Source organism: Micromonospora andamanensis, from assembly GCF_016863495.1.
GTDB lineage: Bacteria > Actinomycetota > Actinomycetes > Mycobacteriales > Micromonosporaceae > Micromonospora > Micromonospora andamanensis.
On record NZ_BOOZ01000004.1, the window covers coordinates 311,457 to 327,571 of the forward strand.

Genomic DNA, 16,115 nt, shown 5'->3' on the forward strand with positions numbered 1-16,115 from the left:
ATTTCGTTATGCAGGACGCGGCCTCAGGTGCCGGGCGCTCCGCTGCCGGGGCCCAGGTCACCGGCGCGGTGGTGCCGCCGACAGAGCACCTGGTAGCGCACGTCGGCGGTGTCGACCGTGTCGCCGATCACGACCTGGGCGCCCTCGCGGGCCACCTGCCCGTCGGCGACGCGGGCGTTGAGCAGGCCCTCGCGACCGCACCAGCAGAGCACCTCGACCTGGATCCGGGCGACCGAGTCGGCCAGTTCGAACAACCGCTGCGCCGCCGGGAACAGGCTGGAGCGGAAGTCGGTGGCCAGACCGAAGGCGTACACGTCGACGTCGTAGCTGTCGACCAGGTCGGCCATCTGCTCCACGTGCTCGACCGAGTAGAAGCTGGCCTCGTCACAGATCAGGTAGTCCACCCGTACGCCGTCGGCCCAGGCGTCGCGCACCAGGGTGCGCAGGTCGAGCGCGTCGGTCACCTCGATGGCCTCGTGGGCCAGTCCGATGCGGGTGGTCACCTGCGGCCCGAGCGAACGGTCGATGCGGGTGGTGACAAGTCCCCGGCGTCCCTGCCGGGCATGGTTGTAGTTCATCTGCAGCGCCATCGTGGACTTGCCGCAGTCCATCGGCCCCCAGTAGAACCGCAGCGCGGCGGCGTGCGCCGGCCGCCCGTCGACACCGCGGGCGGCGACACACCCGGCCGGGTTGTCGTCCTCACCGGGCAGCGGTGGGCGGGCCAGGCAGGTCGGTACGGCATCGTCGGTCGTCACGGACCGGCAGCCTAGTGCGGCAGGCACCCGACACGCGCGGGTGGTCGGCCGACGGTGTCGATCATCGCAGCGACGCCCGCCGGGTCAGAGCACCCGGGGCGGGGTGTTGCCGGCGGCGACGATGGCCCGCCGGATCGGCACCGCCAGCAGCAGCAGGAAGCCCACCACGAAGAAGATCAGCAGCGAGACCAGACCGACCCGGTAGGAGTTGGTGAGCTGGAACACCAGGCCGAACGCGAGTGGGCCGAGCCAACTGGTGCCCTTGTCGCTGATCTCGTAGAAGCCGTAGTACTCGCCCTCCTTGCCGGCCGGGATCAGCTGACTGAACAGGGACCGGCTCAGTGCCTGACTGCCGCCCAGGACCAGGCCGATGGCCGCGCCGAGCACCATGAACGGCAGCGGCGCCTCGGCCGGCAACCGGAACGCCGCGATGATCACCGCCGTCCACAGCACCAGGCTGAGCAGCACCGTCTTCCAGGCCCCGATCCGCCCCGCCAGGGCACCCAGCCCCAGCGCACCGCCGAAGGCCAGGAACTGCACAAGCAGGATCGTCACGATCAGAGTGCTCTGCCCCAGCCGCAGCTCCTCGGTGCCGTACTGGCTGGCCAGGGTGATCACCGTCTGGATGCCGTCGTTGTAGACCAGGAACGCCAGCAGGAAGAACAGCGTCAGCGGGTACGCCTTGATCTCCCGCAGAGTGCGGCCGAGCTGCCGGAACCCGTCGGTGAGCACGTTGCTGCGGCCACCGGCGGCCAGCGCGGCGGCGGTGGGGTGCTCCCGCAGCCAGCGCAGCGGCACCAGGGTGAACGCCGCCCACCACAGCCCGGCCGAGACGATCGACCAGCGGGCCAGATCCAGGGTGCGCTCGGCGGTGCCGTTGTCGAACGACTGCACCGCGACGAGGTTCAACGCCAGCAGCAGACCGCCGCCCAGGTAGCCGAGCGCCCAGCCCCGGCTGGAGATCGCGTCGCGCTCGTCCGGCCCGCCCAGTTGCGGCAGGAACGAGTTGTACACCACGATCGCCGCGCCGAAGCTGATGTTGGCGACCACGAACAGCCCGCCACCGAGCAGGTACCGGTCGCCGGTGACGAAGAGCATCCCGACTGTCGCGGCGGCACCGGTGTACGCCGTGGCGGCCAGCAGCCGCTTCTTGTGCAGCGACCGGTCGGCGATCGCGCCGATCACCGGCAGCACGAAGACCGTCAGCAGCACCGACAGGGAGATCAGGTACGGGTAGTACGACCCGGCGGCCACCTTGACGCCGAGCGGGTACACGTACCCGGCGCACTCGTCCGCGCCGAGTTCACACCCGGCGGCCACCTCGGCCACGCTTGTCAGGAACGGCCCGAGGAAGACCGTGATGACCGTGGTCTGGAAGGCCGAGTTCGCCCAGTCGTAGAAGTACCAGCCGGTGCGCTCGCGCCTGGTGCTGCGCGGTGGCGGGATGTCCTGCGCCGCCGGGGTGACCGTCTCGGCCATGGGGGTCCTCCGCCCAGGTGTTCAGGCGGCCCAGTGGCCGCGGCTGCGGTAGACGTCGCGCAGCACGTCGACGTGGTCGGTCATGATGCCATCAACACCAAGATCAAGTAACTCGTGCATCTCGGCAGGTTCGTCGATCGTCCAGACGTGCACCTGCAGGCCGAGCCGGTGGGCCGTCCGCAGGAAGCGACCGTCGACCACCGGCACCCGGCCGTAACGCACCGGCACCTGCGCGGCCACCACCGACGGCGGTAACCGCAGTGGCCGCCCGGTCCACGAGGCCCACCGCAGCCGGGCCACCCCGCGTACCCCGAGACTGGTGGCGACCCGACCGCCGGTCAACGCCCGCAACCGGGTCAGCCGGGCGTCGCTGAACGAGGCCAGCAGCACCCGGTCGCCGGCACCGGCCCGGTGGACGGTGGTCACCGTGGGCGTCACGCCGGCATCGGACTTGACGTCGATGTTGAAGCGCACCTGGGGCCACGCGTCGAGCACCTCGTCCAGGCGCGGCACCACGGCGGAGCCGCCGACGCGCACCGTGGCCAGGTCGGCCCAGCGCATCGCACCCACCCGGCCACGTTGCCCGGTGACCCGCTCCAGGGTGTCGTCGTGGAACACCACGGCCACCCCGTCGACGGTGCCGTGCACGTCGGTCTCGACGTACCGGTAGCCCAGCTCCACCGCCCGGGCGAAGGCGGCTGCGGTGTTCTCGTCGCCGTCGGCGGCGCCGCCGCGGTGCGCGAAGGCCAGCGGGGCGGGCGCGTCGAGGTAGGGGTGCGCGGTCGTGGGCACGCGGCGCAGTATGCCTGGCCCCGGTGACCGTCCGGTGGCGGCCTGGCGGCGAGCCGGATTCGTCAGGTCGTCCACGCACCCACTCGTACCCGCTGGTGACTGCCAGATGCCGGACAGTAATCTTCCCCGCTCGGCCGACGCTGGCGAGAATGCCCCGGTGATGGCGTGGACGGATCCCGCACAGCGACGTGACGACACGTCCCCGGCGCCGGCGGCGTTGACCATCCGTCCCGTGCACGCGCTGCCCGGGCGGGTTCCGTCGCCGCGCCGCACGAGGACCAGGCAGATCCCGTCCGGCTTCGGGGCGTTGCTGGCGACGACGCTTGTCGTCGGCAGCCCCTGGGGATACGAGGCGATCCGGGAGCTGAGCATCCGTCTGCCCCGGGCCGACGGCCCGGCCGGGATCGTCACGACCATGCTCGACGCGATGTTGCTGGGTCTGTCGTGGCTGCGGTGGGGCAGCGCCGACGGTCCGGAGACGCTGTCCGGCTATCAACTCGCGCAGAACGCCCAGGTGGCGCTGTTCCTCCTGATCGTGTTGGTGGTGCTGCGCAGGCTGACCGCCGGGGCCCCGCCGTCACGGGCGTACCGGTTCTTCGGCACGCTCGGCGCCACTGTGGTGGCGGCGCTGCTCGCCACGGTCGGTGGCGTCCTGGTGCACCTGGCCGTCGACACCGGCATCTACGTCGGGTCGGCCATGCGCGGGGAACTGTTCAACGAACTGATCCGGGCGCTGCTGTGCGGCCTCGTCGTCGGTCTGCTGCTGGCGGCGGTGTCGACCCGACGGCCCCGGTCCCGACCGACCGTCCCCGGCCTGGGAGGCAACTGACATGGTGATCCGACAGGTCACTCCCGAGGTGGCGACGGCGAACCCGGCGGACGTCACAAGCGAGGCGACCCGTTACCTGTGCGTGGCGGCACACACCGACGACACGTTCGCCGACTCGGTCCTGGCCGAGGTCTTCGACGACGAGCTGCGTGCGGTGGCGCCCTCGGTCGGGTTCGACCTGACCACCGTGCTGCGGCACTGCTTCGAGGCACGCCAGCGACGCATCCGCCGCGACGCCGGCCTGCTGATCGCCGGAGGCATGGCCCTGATGCTGGCGCCGCTGTGGACGCTGTTGGCCGCGGCGGTGCTGGCGATCAGCATGTCGCTGTCCCGGACGAACCGGCAGGGCCCGCTCGGTCCGCTCGCCTCGGTGCTTGCCCTCGTGGCGGCCACCGTGGTGTCGCTGTGGCTGCTGATCCAGTTCGCCGGGATCGACTCCGACGACGGCACGCTCAGCTGGACGGTCGGCCTGCCGTGGCTGGCGCTGGTGGCCGGCCTGGTCGCGTACCTCATCCTCGTGATGCACCTGTTGGGCACCCGGCAGCTGCTCGTGGAGCGGCTGCGCCGTGGCCACTTCCAGCCCCCGGCGTCCGGCACCACCCCGGCGCCGCAGCGCCACGCCGCACGCCTGGCGGCTGTCGACACCGCGCAGCACGGCAACGTGACGATCTACAGCGGGTACACCCCGTTCGTCGGGCATGGCGCCCCGGTGGCCGGCTGGTCGTTCGCCCTGCCGATCCACCGGGCCGAGCCGCAGCTGTCCGGATCGCCGAGCGCCGACGCCGACGTACGGTTCGCCGTGGTGGACCTGATCGACCATGTACGGCACCGGTTGGCGGCGATCCGGCTCGACCCGGCCGGCGATCCGGAGCTGAATCCGGAACGGCTCGCGGGGCTGGTGCTGGAGGACCGGGTCTTCGTCCACGGCGGTCTGCTGACCGACGATGCGCAGCTGCTGCCCGAGCGCAGCCAGATGCCCCGACAACGCTGGACCGACGAGCGGCTGCGGGCGGTGGCCAGCCGGCCGCAGGGCGCCGCCCGGCATTTCCTGTGCGCCCTGGTGCCGTCCTGGGGCGGTGAGGTGGTGGCCTGCACGTTCCTGCACTTCTCCACCGACGGTCGGGTGCTCTACCTGGAGTGCGCCCGGACCTTGCTGGAACCGCCCCGCTTCGAGTACCACGACGTGGACCGGTTGACCGAGTGGATCCCGGTGCGCCAGTTCGTCCAGTTGTTCACCGGCGCCGCCGAGCAGTTGGTACCCACCGCCTTCGGCGCGCCGCTGCGCCTGGTACGCGACGGCGTCCAGGTGTTGCGTCACCAGATCCGGCAGTCGCGGTTCCGTCGGATGGCCCGTGAGGATCTCGGCTACGACTACGGTGCCCGCGCCGGGGTGCGGGAGATGGCCACCGGGACCACCTACCACAACTACTTCCAGGTGCTCGACGCCGCGAAGCATCTCAAGGTGGTCGAGCGGCACGTGCTGGCGGCCATCGTCGACTTCCTGGAGGACCGGGGCGTGGACACCGCCGAGTTCCGTACCCGGCAGACGATGATCCTGAACCAGGGCGTGATCCAGACCGGTGGCCTCAGCGTCGTCGGCAACCAGGCGGTGGGTGCCGGGGCCCGGGCGGAGCAGCAGACCACCACAGAGCAGCCGTCGCCGCAGGGCACGGCCCGCCGAGCCGGCACCGGGAGGCCGTCATGACCACGTCCGACAACTCGATCAACTTCGGCATCCAGCAGTCGGGCGGGGTGAGTCAGGTCGGCAACCAGGCGGTGGGTCCGGGAGCACACGCGGTCGGCGGGACGCTGTGGGCCACGGCACCGGGAGTGGACGTGCCGGCTCTGGTCGCCCAACTGGTGCAGACGCTCGACAAGCACCGTGACGAGTTGCCGGAGTCGGCCCGAGCGGTGGCCGCCGAACTGCGGGTCCAGCTGGCCCGCCCGGATCCGGAACCGGCCCGGGTGACAGCCCTGCTGCAGCGTCTGGCGGCGCTGGCCGCCCCGGTGGCACCTGTCGCCTCGGCGGTGACCGAGGTGCTGCGGGCGGTGCAGCAGGCGACCTGAGCTCAGCCGGCGGCGGGACGGCGTCGATGCGCGCGGGTGGTGTCGACAGGCCGGCTCGGGTCGACGTGGCGGGGCCGGTCGGGTTCGTCCGGTCGCAGCGGCGCGAGGGTGTCGGTGAGCGCGTCGATGATCCGGTCGGTGGCCAGCCGAGCCGCACCGGGCACGGCGCGGGGCACCTCGGCCAGGTCGACCGGGTCACCGAAGTGCACCCGTACGGTGGGGCGGTGGCGCAGCGCCCGGGCGATGCCACGCAGCATCCCCCTGGGCGCGCTGTAGGGCAGCACCTCGTGTGAGCCCCACTGGGCGACCGGGATGACCGGCGCGCCGCAGGCCAGGGCGAGCCGGGCGGCACCGGTCTTGCCGCGTTCGGGCCACATGCCCGGATCGAGGCCGATACGCCCCTCCGGGTACACCAGGATCGGCGCGCCGGCACCGACCGCGGCGGCGGCGTCGTCCAGGGCCCGGTGTACGCCGCTGGTGCCCCGGTCGACGCGGATGTGCCCGGCGCTGCGCATCGCGGTGCCGATCAGCGGGGCGCGGAACAGTCCGCCGGTGGCCATGATCCTGGGTGCCACCCGGCGGGCCCGGCAGGCCGCGGCGAGCACGATCGGGTCGAACGGGCTGATGTGGTTGGCGGCCAGGATGAGCGGCCCGTCGCGCAGCCGGGCCGGGATGTCGCCGGTGACCTCCAGCCGGGCCAGCATCCCGACGACGACGCGGGCCAGCAGCAGTGCGACGCGCCAGATCAGCGGCGGACGCCAGGGGGAGTGGGCTGCTTCCATCAGCGGGACATGGTCGCACGGCGGGCGCCGACCGTGGCGGCCAGGGCGGGCCGTACGGCAGAGGTGAGCAGGGTCATTGGTCCCGGTCCAGTTCGGGCCGCCCGCCTCTGCCCACCCACGTACGACGCGCTGTAGTATTTACTACGTCTTGTAGTATGAATAGCCTGGGGGGTAGCAGGTGGACGCGTTGGACGTCGCCCGCTGGCAGTTCGGTGTCACCACCGTCTACCACTTTCTCTTCGTGCCGCTGACCATCGGCCTGTCCGTGCTGGTCGCCATCCTGCAGACCCTCTGGCACCGCACCGGAGACGAGAAGTACCTCAAACTCACCAAGTTCTACGGCAAGCTCTTCCTGATCAACTTCGCGATGGGCGTGGTCACCGGCATCGTGCAGGAATTCCAGTTCGGCATGAACTGGAGCGACTACTCCCGCTTCGTCGGCGACATCTTCGGCGCCCCTCTGGCCATCGAGGCCCTCGTCGCCTTCTTCCTCGAATCCACATTCATCGGCCTGTGGATCTTCGGCTGGGACCGGTTGCCCGCCCGCCTGCACCTGGCCAGCATCTGGGCCGCCGCCATCGGCACCAACCTGTCGGCGTACTTCATCCTCGCCGCCAACTCGTTCATGCAGAATCCGGTCGGCTACCGCTACAACCCGGACACCGGCCGGGCCGAACTGACCGACTTCGTCGCCGTGCTGACGAACAAGGTCGCCCTGATCACCTTCCCGCACACCATCGCCGGCGCCTTCCTGGTCGCCGGGTCACTGCTGGTGGCCGTCGCCCTGTGGCACCTCATCCGCAACCGCGACAGCGCCGACACCCCGGCCTACCGCTTCGCCGCCCGCTTCGGATCCTGGGTCACCCTGGTCGCCGCCACAGTCGTCGTCATCACCGGCGACATCCAAGGCAAGATCATGACGCAGGTGCAGCCGATGAAGATGGCCGCCGCCGAAGGGCTCTACTCCACCGAGAGCCCCGCGTCGTTCTCCGTCCTGACCATCGGCAGCCTCGACGGCAGCCGGGAACTGTTCGCCATCAAGATCCCGTACCTGCTGTCCTACCTCGGCACCGGCGACCCCAACGGCACGGTGCAGGGCATCAACGACCTCCAGGCCCTCTACAGCGCCCAGTACGGCGCCGGCAGCTACACCCCGATCATCCCGGTCACCTACTGGAGCTTCCGGCTCATGATCGGATTCGGGCTCGCCGCCGCCGCCATCGCCCTGCTGGTGCTCTGGAGCCAACGTAAGGGCCGCACCCCCACCAGCAGGTGGCTGCTGCGCGCCGGCCTGGTCATGCCGATCCTGCCGCTGCTGGCCAACTCCTTCGGCTGGATCTTCACCGAGATGGGCCGCCAGCCCTGGATCGTCTTCGGCGAGATGCTCACCCGCGACGGCGTGTCCCGCAGCGTCTCCCTGACCGAGGTCCTCACCTCCTTCACCGCCTTCACCCTCATCTACGCCGTCCTCGCCGTCATCGAGGTGAAACTGCTGATCCGCTACGCCAAGGCCGGCGTACCCGACGTCACCCCGACCCCCGAACCCGACGACACCGACGACGCCGAGCGCCCGCTCGCCTTCGCCTACTGACCCGGAGCCCCACAGTGGAACTGACCACCATCTGGTTTCTCCTCGTCGCCGTGCTGTTCACCGGCTACTTCATCCTCGAAGGCTTCGACTTCGGTGTCGGCATGCTGCTGCCCGTCCTCGGCCGCGACGACAAGGAACGCCGCGTGATGATCAACACCATCGGGCCGGTCTGGGACGGCAACGAGGTCTGGCTGATCACCGCCGGCGGCGCCATGTTCGCCGCCTTCCCCGAGTGGTACGCCACCCTCTTCTCCGGCTTCTACCTGCCCCTGCTGCTCATCCTGCTGGCCCTGATCGCCCGGGGCGTCGCCTTCGAGTACCGCCACAAGCGACCCGAGGCGACCTGGAAACGGCGCTGGGACAACGCCATCTTCGTCGGCTCCCTCGTCCCGGCGATCCTGTGGGGCGTCGCGTTCGCCAACATCCTGCGCGGCGTACCGCTGGACGCGGAACACGAGTACGTCGGCGGACTGCTCAACCTGCTCAACCCGTACGCCCTGCTCGGTGGCGCCACCACGGCGGCGCTGTTCGCCACCCACGGCGCCGTCTTCGTCGCCCTCAAGACCGTCGGCGACATCCGCGCCCGGGCCGCCGCGCTCGCCGTGCGCCTGGGCGTGGCCGCGGCCGTCCTCGCGGTGGCCTTCCTGAGCTGGACCCTGACCATCCGCTCCAGCACCGCCGCCGTCGTGCTCGCCGTCGGCGCCGCGCTCGCCCTGCTCGGCGGTCTCGCGGCCGCCACGGTACGCCGCGAGGGCTGGGCGTTCACCGGCACCGCCGCCGCCATCGGTCTGGCCGTGGCGACCCTGTTCGCCGCGCTGTTCCCGAACGTGCTGCCCTCCACGCTGGACCCCGCCGGCACGCTCACCGCCACCAACGCCGCCTCCACCCCCTACACCCTCACGATCATGACCTGGGTGGCGGTGTTCTTCACCCCGATCGTGCTGGCCTACCAGGGCTGGACGTACTGGGTGTTCCGCAAGCGGATCGGCGTGGCCCACATCCCGCAGCACTGAGCGTCGGCCCGGACCGGGTCCGTAGGCCCGGTCAGGCCGCCGCCAGGGCCTGCTCGGCGCGGCGGCGCACCACCTCCAGCACCCGCGCCGCCGCCACCAGGTCGTCGGCGGAAAGATCGGCCCACAGCCGGGCGCCGATCTCGGCGGAAGCCGCCGCGACCAGCTGCTGCGTGTGCCGTCCGGTCGGGGTCAGCGCGACCCGGGAGGCGTCGGTGGGCAGCGGCGCCACAATTGTCGCCGCGATCAGCTCGGCAAGCGTGCCGTGCGCCGTCGCGGTCGGCACCTTCACCGCCTCGACCAGCCGGCGGGCGGCCTCGGCCCGGGGGAGCGGAGCGTCGGCGGCGGCCAGCGCGTTGAGCAGCAGCGCCTGCGCGAAACTCAACCCGAGCCGGCTCAGCTCCCGCTCCAGCACCGCCCGGGTGGCGTAGTGGGTCCGGCCGAGGATCTGCCCGTTGAGGGTGGTGGACATGGCAACCCCTTTACATTGGCACAACCAACGTTGGCACAACCAACGTTGGCACAACCAACATAACACGGGTCGTGGGTGCCGCCAACAAAACGCGTACAGTCACCACATGGAGCACCCCAGCACCCCCACGCCCGGCCGCCTGCGTACCACCCCCAGCTGGCTGCTCACCCAGACCGCCGCCCACGCCGGACGCCTCGTCACCGCCGCACTCAGCCCCCACCACGCCCGCGGCTACCACTACCGGCTACTGGCCACCCTCGCCGAAACCGGCCCCGCCAGCCAGGCCGACCTCGGCCGACACAGCGGCATCGACCGCAGCGACATCGTCGCCACCCTCAACGACCTCGCCGACCGCCACCTCGTACGCCGCCAACCCGACCCCACCGACCGGCGCCGCAACATCGTCCACATCACACCCACCGGCCGACGCGAACTCAGTAACCTCCAACACGCCCTCGACACCGCCCAGGACACCCTCCTCGCCCCCCTGAACCCCGCCGACCGCCGCGAACTCGTCCGCCTGCTCGACCTCCTGCTCACCCACCACACCCAACCGGAAGGCTGACCATGGCCCGCACCCACCACTACGCCACCACCGTCACCTGGACCGGCAACCTCGGCACCGGCACCAGCGGCTACCGCGACTACCGACGCGAGCACGACATCACTACCGACGGCCGCCCACCCATCCCCGGCAGCTCCGACCCCACCTTCCACGGCGACCGCACCCGCTGGAACCCCGAACAACTCCTGCTCGCCGCCCTGTCCCAGTGCCACATGCTCGCCTACCTGCACCTGTGCGCCGACAAAGGCATCATCGTCACCGACTACGTCGACCACGCCACCGGCACCATGACCACCGACAACACCGGAAACGGCCACTTCACCGAGGTGCTCCTGCGCCCCCACGTCACCCTCGCCGACCCCACCACCGCCGACCTCGCCACCGCACTGCACGACGACGCCCACCACACCTGCTTCATCGCCAACTCGGTCAACTTCCCGGTCCGCCACCACCCCGTCACCACCAGCTGACCACCCGACCCACAAAATCGATCGACCCCACCACCACTACCGCTATCGTCGGCCCGTGCCCGACGTGCGTGAACTCACCCCCGACGACCTGAACGACGCCTGGCAACTCGGCCGGCTCGCCTTCGGCTCCGACCCGCAACCACCCCCACCACCAGCCGCCACCGGCCGCACCGCCTACGGCGCCTTCGACCCCACCGGACACCTCATCGGCAAGGCCGTCGACCTGCACGACGAACAGTGGTGGACCGGACACTGCGTACCCGCCGCAGACATCGCAGGCGTCGCCGTCGCAGCCGAGGCCCGCGGCACCGGAGTCGCCCGAGCCCTACTGACCACCCTGCTCCGCAACGCCCGCGACCGCGGCGCCGCCATCAGCACGCTGTTCCCCACCACCGCCGCCCCCTACCGAGCCTGCGGCTGGGAAATCACCGGACAGCTACGCACCCTCGACCTGCCCACCGCGACCCTGCCCCGACACCGCACCGACCCACGGCTGACCGTCCGCACCGGCACCACCGCCGACCTGCCCGCCACCACCGAGCTCTACCGACGCGTCGCACACCACCGCAACGGCCTGCTCACCCGCACCCACCGCCGATTCACCGCCACCGACACCCTGCCCTACGACGGACTCACAGTCGTCGAACACGACGGACACCTCGTCGGCTACGCCGGCTGGGACCGAGGTCGCGGCTACGGTCCCGACGCCGTCCTCACCGTCGAAGACATCCTCGCCACCACCGCAGAGGCCGCCCGCACCCTCGTCGGCGTCCTCGCCAGCTGGTACAGCGTCACCCCGACCCTGCGCCTGACCCCACTGCCCGGCGACACCATCAGCACCCACCTGCCCCTGGAACAGGCCCGCGAACACGAACGCCATGCCTGGATGCACCGACCCGTCGACATCGCCCGCGCCGTCGCCGCCCGCGGCTGGCCCACCCACACCCGCGGCCAGGTCACCTTCACCCTCACCGACGACCTCGCCGACTGGAACACCGGCACCTGGCACCTCACCGTCGCCGACGGCCACGCCGAGCTACGCCGCAGCAGCACCGACGCCGACCTGCACCTGACCGTACGCGGCTTCGCCCGCCTCTACACCGGCACCGCCACCGCCCGCACCCTCACCGAAACCGGACTGCTGCACCACAGCACACCCGACCCGAGCCCCCTGGACCTGCTCGCCGCCGGACCGACCGCCCACCTCATCGACTACTTCTGACAAACGGCGGCGGCCCGGCCGGGCACGTGGGGTGTGCGCGGCCGGGCCACAGGTCGGTTAAGACCAACGGCGTCGCTCAACCCGCCTCGCGCAACTCCGCCAACCGGGCCTCGATCTCCGCCAACTCCGCCCGCAACTTCTCCGCCTGCCGCTCCGCCTCGGACCGCTCCGCGGCCAGGATCTGCTCCACCGCCTCATGCACCCCCGGCACATCCACCAACGCCACCATCCGCAGCGCCTCCGCCGGCTTGAGCACGTACGGCTTGGCCAACACCTTGCCACCCTGCTGAGCCGCCACCGTCCACTCACCCTCGGCATAGGCCAACGTGACAGTCAACCCCGCCGGTCCCTTGGGCTTCGCCGCCTTCACCGCCCGCCGGGCCGGCTTCGCCTCCACCTTCGACTCCACGGCCTCCACCCTCGGCTCCTCTCCACGCGACTGCTCCTCCCGGCGCGGCACCTCGTCACCGCGCTGCTGCGGCACCCGGTCCAACACGAACTCCGGCTCCACCACCGCCGGCTCGACCGGCTCCGGCTCCGGCTTCGACTCCACCGGTCGCCGACCCGCACCCCGAGGCGCCACCGCCACATCGGTGGGGGAGAAGGGCAACTCGTCACGCCCGAACCGCACCACCACGAACTCGTCGGACTCCGCCGGATCGGTCAACCCCACCACCTGACCCAGCTGACCGGCGATCTGACCAGCCGCCGCCGTGAACACCACCTTCGGCTTACGCCCCGCGGCCAACGCCTCCCGGATGCCGCGCACCTCGTCCTCGGACAGTCCCTGACCAGCGGCACCCATCGCCCAACCTCATTCCTCGTACACCTGTTCAGACGCCTGCCTTGATACCAGCCACCAGCGACAACCCGAAGATCAGCCCCCCAACGCCCGCAACGCCCGATCGGCGTGATCATTCATGCCCAACTCACTGTGCACCACCTCGATCACCCGCCGATCCACCCCGATCACGAACGTCATCCGACGCGTACTCAACGGACCCAACGGCAACCTCCGCCGCACCCCGAACCGGTCCGCCACCACACCATCCGGATCCGACAGCAACGGATAGTCGAACCCGTGCAGCCGCGAGAACTCCGCCTGCCGCTGCACCGAATCCCGGCTGATACCCACCCGCTGCGCACCCACCGCCGCGAACTCCGCAGCCAGGTCCCGGAAGTGGCAACTCTCCGCCGTGCAGCCCCGCGTCATCGCCGCCGGATAGAAGAACAACACCACAGGCCCCGACGCCAGCAACTCCGTCAACCGCCGCGGCCGACCCGTCTCGTCCGGCAACTCGAAATCCTCGACCAGATCCCCGACACCGACACCAGCCACGCGAACCTCCCCACCGACACTGAGGCCGCGAGCGTATGCCATCGACCACCACCGGCAGTGCGCCCGACCACACCGCGCTACCCACCACCGCGACCACCCCGGTAACGTCCCCGACACCGGCTCAGGGCAGGGGAGAGGCCAATTGACGAACGTCACAGTCATCACCGGCGGTAGCCGCGGCATCGGCGCCGCCACCGCCCGCCGCCTCGCCCACACCGGCCAGCACATCGCAATCGGCTACCGCCGCGACCACACCGCCGCCGACACCGTCGTGGCCGACCTGCGCGCCACAGGCGTACGCGCCATCGCCGTCCCCGCCGACACCCGCGACCCCGACCAGGTCACCGCCCTGTTCGACGCCGCCGCCGAACTCGGCACCCTCACCGGCCTGGTCAACAACGCCGGCATCACCAGCCCGATCGGCCCCTTCACCGACCTCGACCCCGACGACCTGCGCCGCGTCATCGACGTCAACCTCCTCGGCTACGTCCTCTGCGCCCAACAGGCCGCCCGCCGGATGACCGACGGCGCCGCCATCGTCAACCTCTCCTCAGTCGCCGCCACCCTCGGCAGCCCAGGGGAGTACGTCCACTACGCCGCCGTCAAAGCCGCCACCGACGCACTCACCATCGGCCTGGCCAAGGAACTCGCGCCCCGTGGCATCCGCGTCAACGCCGTCGCACCCGGCATCATCCGCACCGACATCCACGCCCTCTCCGGCCAACCCGACCGACCCGACCGCGCCGCCAGCCGCATCCCACTCGGCCGCCCCGGCGAACCCGACGAGGTCGCCGCCGCCGTCACCTGGCTGCTAAGTCCTGACGCCTCCTACACCACAGGCGCCATCCTCCGCGTCGGCGGCGGCCTCTGACCGCCGACCGGCCAGCTCCGGACGGTGCGCGGGCACGACGCCAACGAACCAGGCCGAGCGGGGAATGCGCGCCGGGCACCCGGGTAGCCCCACGAAAGCCGCCACCGCGCTCCGGCTGCCCGGCGGCCACCCGACGCAGGAGGGGAGCAGACATGCAGACCACCTACGACTCGGTGGACGACCTGGCCGCGGCGCTGCGCCGGGCGGCGTCCGCCCACGACCGCCACGAGAAGGAACTCGGCCACCCCGACCCCGACTGGCCGGACTGGTACGCCCGACACATGGTGGACGAGCGCGCCGGCCACGAACAGCACCGCTGAGCGATCGACGGTCGGTGCGAGTCCACCGTCAGGCCGGCCACGGCACCTCGTGGTAGGTGATCCCCGAGGAGATGGTGACAACATGCTGGTGCCGCCGCAACGGGCCGTCCCGTAGCGCGTCGAGGTCGACCGGTCGCGCCTCGACGAAGACCGTGGGCCAGGTGAGATCCGGTACGGGCTGGCTGTTCAGCGGGTCGCCGAGCCGTGACGACTCGGCCTGCCCAGCCCAGTCCTGCGACCAGCCGACCTGAACAGTCCAGTCCTGCCCGGGGACGAGGTAGCCCAACCCGGGCAGGGGCAGCAGCAATCCGTCATCGGTCCTACCGTTCGCCGCGTAGTAGCTCTCGACCTCCTCGATGGCCGACTCGGTGGAGGGCACCAGCCCGGCAGCTCGGGCGTGCCTGTCGACCTCCCGCAGCACCTCCAGCAAGTCACCGTCGGCCCCGAGATACCTGGTCTCGGTGAGACCGCAACTGATGCGGTACTCGTCGTGGGCCCACAGACCGTTCGTGTCGCCGGCATGGCAGATGTCCCGCGTCGCCACGGCCACCGGCCTGAGCGGCGACGCCCGGGCCACGTCGGAGAGCAGGATGCTGAGCTGCTCGGCGCTCGACGCACCTGCCTGCCGGACCGCTGCCGATTGCGCCTCCCGGGTGGCTTCCTCGCGCGTGGGTGCGTCCGACCCGCAGGCCGCCAGCGTGAGCACCAGAGCTGCGGCTGCCGCCGATGTGACCAGGTGACGAAGAGTCATGATGGCGAGGATGCTGGCCGCAGTCAGACGACGCATGAGTCGCCGTACTCATCTCGCCGCATCGTCGACGTCGTGAACGCCAGAGGTGGGAAGCCGCACGCCGGCGGCCCTTCCTCTACTCAACGACGACCATCCGCGCCGATTCGATAATGTACATTATGTAAAGTTAAGCGAGCCCCTGCCCCTGACCGCGTCGGGGCCCCACGAGGGTCGACGACGGTCAGTCGGTCGGACCGAAGCTGACCTCGCTGGTCTCGACGGTCCCGGCCTGACGACCGGGCGCCCGGTGGAAGCTCCAGTACAGGTTGGTGTGGGCGATGACCTGCTCCGGCGGCGGCGCGCCGTAGGCGGTCAGGTCCTCCGTGGTGTGCGCGTCGCCGACGAGCGTCGCGTCGTAGCCCCGTACGAACGCGCCGTGCAGGGTCGACCGGATGCACGCGTCGGTCTGCGCGCCCGTGACGATCAGCCGGCCCACGCCGCGCTCGGCCAGGACCGCCTCCAGGTCGGTGTCCTCGAACGAATCGCCGTAGCGCTTGTGCACAAGCGCCTCGCCCTCCTCGCGGACCAGCTCGGGCACGTACTGCCAGGCGTCGCTGCCCTGCGGGAGGCCGTCGTCGGAGTGCTGCACCCAGACGACCGGCGTGCCCTCGGCGCGGGCCTTACCCAGCAGAGTGTTGATGTTGGCGATGACGCCGTCGCGGTTGTGGGCGCCCGTCACCACCCCGTTCTGCACGTCGATGACGAGCAGGGCCGTGTTGGGTCGCTCGGGCAGGGTCGTCATGGCACACCTCCGGTGACGG

General features: G+C 71.0%; 19 protein-coding genes. 10 read left to right on the forward strand and 9 right to left on the reverse strand.

Features of this window, described 5'->3' with window-relative positions:
• Positions 1-23: 23 nt before the first annotated feature.
• From Van01_RS06260 to Van01_RS06270, 3 genes are all read right to left on the reverse strand, one after another.
• On the reverse strand, positions 24-725 hold the full coding sequence (locus tag Van01_RS06260; RefSeq protein ID WP_373306215.1) for a thymidine kinase: 702 nt from the start codon (positions 723-725) through the stop codon (positions 24-26).
• A gap of 114 nt (positions 726-839) precedes the next feature.
• Positions 840-2,234, reverse strand: a complete 1,395-nt coding sequence (locus tag Van01_RS06265; RefSeq protein ID WP_204001689.1) for an MFS transporter — start codon at positions 2,232-2,234, stop codon at positions 840-842.
• A gap of 21 nt (positions 2,235-2,255) precedes the next feature.
• Complete coding sequence (locus Van01_RS06270) at positions 2,256-3,026, reverse strand: glycerophosphodiester phosphodiesterase family protein (protein ID WP_204001690.1); 771 nt, start codon at positions 3,024-3,026, stop codon at positions 2,256-2,258.
• 157 nt (positions 3,027-3,183) lie between these two features.
• Between Van01_RS06270 and Van01_RS06275 the strand changes: the two genes are divergently transcribed.
• From Van01_RS06275 to Van01_RS06285, 3 genes are read left to right on the forward strand one after another with little or no spacing between them, the layout of a single operon-like run.
• Positions 3,184-3,855 (forward strand): hypothetical protein, encoded by a 672-nt coding sequence (locus tag Van01_RS06275; protein ID WP_204001693.1) that lies wholly within the window; start codon positions 3,184-3,186, stop codon positions 3,853-3,855.
• Between the two features lies 1 nt (position 3,856).
• The gene (locus Van01_RS06280; RefSeq protein WP_204001696.1) at positions 3,857-5,560 is read left to right on the forward strand and encodes an AbeC-like domain-containing protein; all 1,704 of its coding nucleotides are present in this window, start codon (positions 3,857-3,859) and stop codon (positions 5,558-5,560) included.
• Complete coding sequence (locus Van01_RS06285) at positions 5,557-5,922, forward strand: hypothetical protein (protein WP_204001698.1); 366 nt, start codon at positions 5,557-5,559, stop codon at positions 5,920-5,922. The genes Van01_RS06280 and Van01_RS06285 overlap by 4 nt, the downstream gene beginning before the upstream one ends.
• A 2-nt stretch (positions 5,923-5,924) precedes the next feature.
• On the opposite strand, the gene Van01_RS06290 is transcribed toward Van01_RS06285, so the two are convergent.
• Complete coding sequence (locus tag Van01_RS06290; protein ID WP_204001702.1) at positions 5,925-6,704, reverse strand: lysophospholipid acyltransferase family protein; 780 nt, start codon at positions 6,702-6,704, stop codon at positions 5,925-5,927.
• Positions 6,705-6,882: 178 nt separating this feature from the next.
• Here Van01_RS06290 and Van01_RS06295 point away from each other — a divergent pair, with 178 nt between their 5' ends.
• Both Van01_RS06295 and cydB read left to right on the forward strand, forming a co-directional pair.
• Positions 6,883-8,295: a cytochrome ubiquinol oxidase subunit I gene (locus Van01_RS06295; RefSeq protein WP_204001729.1), complete on the forward strand. Its 1,413-nt coding sequence runs from the start codon at positions 6,883-6,885 to the stop codon at positions 8,293-8,295.
• A gap of 14 nt (positions 8,296-8,309) precedes the next feature.
• Positions 8,310-9,308: a cytochrome d ubiquinol oxidase subunit II gene (gene cydB / locus Van01_RS06300; protein ID WP_204001731.1), complete on the forward strand. Its 999-nt coding sequence runs from the start codon at positions 8,310-8,312 to the stop codon at positions 9,306-9,308.
• A 31-nt stretch (positions 9,309-9,339) separates the two neighbouring features.
• On the opposite strand, the gene Van01_RS06305 is transcribed toward cydB, so the two are convergent.
• Positions 9,340-9,777 carry a hypothetical protein gene (locus Van01_RS06305; protein WP_204001733.1) on the reverse strand — a complete coding sequence of 146 codons (438 nt, stop codon included), beginning with the start codon at positions 9,775-9,777 and terminating at the stop codon, positions 9,340-9,342.
• Positions 9,778-9,883: 106 nt separating this feature from the next.
• Between Van01_RS06305 and Van01_RS06310 the strand changes: the two genes are divergently transcribed.
• The 3 genes from Van01_RS06310 to Van01_RS06320 are packed head-to-tail and all read left to right on the forward strand — an operon-like array spanning position 9,884 to position 12,034.
• Complete coding sequence (locus Van01_RS06310; protein ID WP_204001744.1) at positions 9,884-10,342, forward strand: MarR family winged helix-turn-helix transcriptional regulator; 459 nt, start codon at positions 9,884-9,886, stop codon at positions 10,340-10,342.
• 2 nt (positions 10,343-10,344) lie between these two features.
• Positions 10,345-10,812: an OsmC family protein gene (locus Van01_RS06315; RefSeq protein WP_204001746.1), complete on the forward strand. Its 468-nt coding sequence runs from the start codon at positions 10,345-10,347 to the stop codon at positions 10,810-10,812.
• 55 nt (positions 10,813-10,867) lie between these two features.
• On the forward strand, positions 10,868-12,034 hold the full coding sequence (locus Van01_RS06320; RefSeq protein WP_204001748.1) for a GNAT family N-acetyltransferase: 1,167 nt from the start codon (positions 10,868-10,870) through the stop codon (positions 12,032-12,034).
• Positions 12,035-12,110: 76 nt separating this feature from the next.
• On the opposite strand, the gene Van01_RS06325 is transcribed toward Van01_RS06320, so the two are convergent.
• A complete protein-coding gene (locus tag Van01_RS06325; RefSeq protein WP_204001758.1) occupies positions 12,111-12,839 on the reverse strand; it encodes a hypothetical protein in 729 nt (242 codons plus the stop codon).
• Positions 12,840-12,911: 72 nt separating this feature from the next.
• On the reverse strand, positions 12,912-13,373 hold the full coding sequence (locus Van01_RS06330; RefSeq protein WP_239098891.1) for a peroxiredoxin: 462 nt from the start codon (positions 13,371-13,373) through the stop codon (positions 12,912-12,914).
• Between the two features lie 142 nt (positions 13,374-13,515).
• On the opposite strand from Van01_RS06330, the gene Van01_RS06335 reads away from it, so the two are divergent.
• Both Van01_RS06335 and Van01_RS06340 read left to right on the forward strand, forming a co-directional pair.
• Complete coding sequence (locus Van01_RS06335) at positions 13,516-14,244, forward strand: SDR family oxidoreductase (protein ID WP_204001764.1); 729 nt, start codon at positions 13,516-13,518, stop codon at positions 14,242-14,244.
• Positions 14,245-14,396: 152 nt separating this feature from the next.
• Positions 14,397-14,564, forward strand: a complete 168-nt coding sequence (locus tag Van01_RS06340) for a hypothetical protein (protein ID WP_204001767.1) — start codon at positions 14,397-14,399, stop codon at positions 14,562-14,564.
• 28 nt (positions 14,565-14,592) lie between these two features.
• Here the strand turns inward: Van01_RS06340 and Van01_RS06345 are convergent, their stop codons facing one another.
• Both Van01_RS06345 and Van01_RS06350 read right to left on the reverse strand, forming a co-directional pair.
• Entirely contained in the window at positions 14,593-15,315 is a 723-nt protein-coding gene (locus Van01_RS06345; RefSeq protein ID WP_204001770.1) for a hypothetical protein, read from the reverse strand.
• A gap of 220 nt (positions 15,316-15,535) precedes the next feature.
• The gene (locus Van01_RS06350) at positions 15,536-16,096 is read right to left on the reverse strand and encodes a cysteine hydrolase family protein (RefSeq protein ID WP_204001775.1); all 561 of its coding nucleotides are present in this window, start codon (positions 16,094-16,096) and stop codon (positions 15,536-15,538) included.
• Between the last annotated feature and the right edge of the window lie 19 nt (positions 16,097-16,115).

What these genes read in the sequence shown, in the direction of transcription:
- Van01_RS06265 (WP_204001689.1), bottom strand. Translation starts at nt 2,234, where the DNA reads ATGGCCGAGACGGTCACCCCGGCGGCGCAGGACATCCCGCCACCGCGC.
- Van01_RS06325 (WP_204001758.1), bottom strand. Translation starts at nt 12,839, where the DNA reads ATGGGTGCCGCTGGTCAGGGACTGTCCGAGGACGAGGTGCGCGGCATC.
- Van01_RS06345 (WP_204001770.1), bottom strand. Translation starts at nt 15,315, where the DNA reads ATGACTCTTCGTCACCTGGTCACATCGGCGGCAGCCGCAGCTCTGGTG.
- Van01_RS06285 (WP_204001698.1), top strand. Translation starts at nt 5,557, where the DNA reads ATGACCACGTCCGACAACTCGATCAACTTCGGCATCCAGCAGTCGGGC.
- Van01_RS06310 (WP_204001744.1), top strand. Translation starts at nt 9,884, where the DNA reads ATGGAGCACCCCAGCACCCCCACGCCCGGCCGCCTGCGTACCACCCCC.
- Van01_RS06290 (WP_204001702.1), bottom strand. Translation starts at nt 6,704, where the DNA reads ATGGAAGCAGCCCACTCCCCCTGGCGTCCGCCGCTGATCTGGCGCGTC.
- Van01_RS06350 (WP_204001775.1), bottom strand. Translation starts at nt 16,096, where the DNA reads ATGACGACCCTGCCCGAGCGACCCAACACGGCCCTGCTCGTCATCGAC.
- Van01_RS06305 (WP_204001733.1), bottom strand. Translation starts at nt 9,777, where the DNA reads ATGTCCACCACCCTCAACGGGCAGATCCTCGGCCGGACCCACTACGCC.
- Van01_RS06340 (WP_204001767.1), top strand. Translation starts at nt 14,397, where the DNA reads ATGCAGACCACCTACGACTCGGTGGACGACCTGGCCGCGGCGCTGCGC.
- Van01_RS06315 (WP_204001746.1), top strand. Translation starts at nt 10,345, where the DNA reads ATGGCCCGCACCCACCACTACGCCACCACCGTCACCTGGACCGGCAAC.
- Van01_RS06280 (WP_204001696.1), top strand. Translation starts at nt 3,857, where the DNA reads ATGGTGATCCGACAGGTCACTCCCGAGGTGGCGACGGCGAACCCGGCG.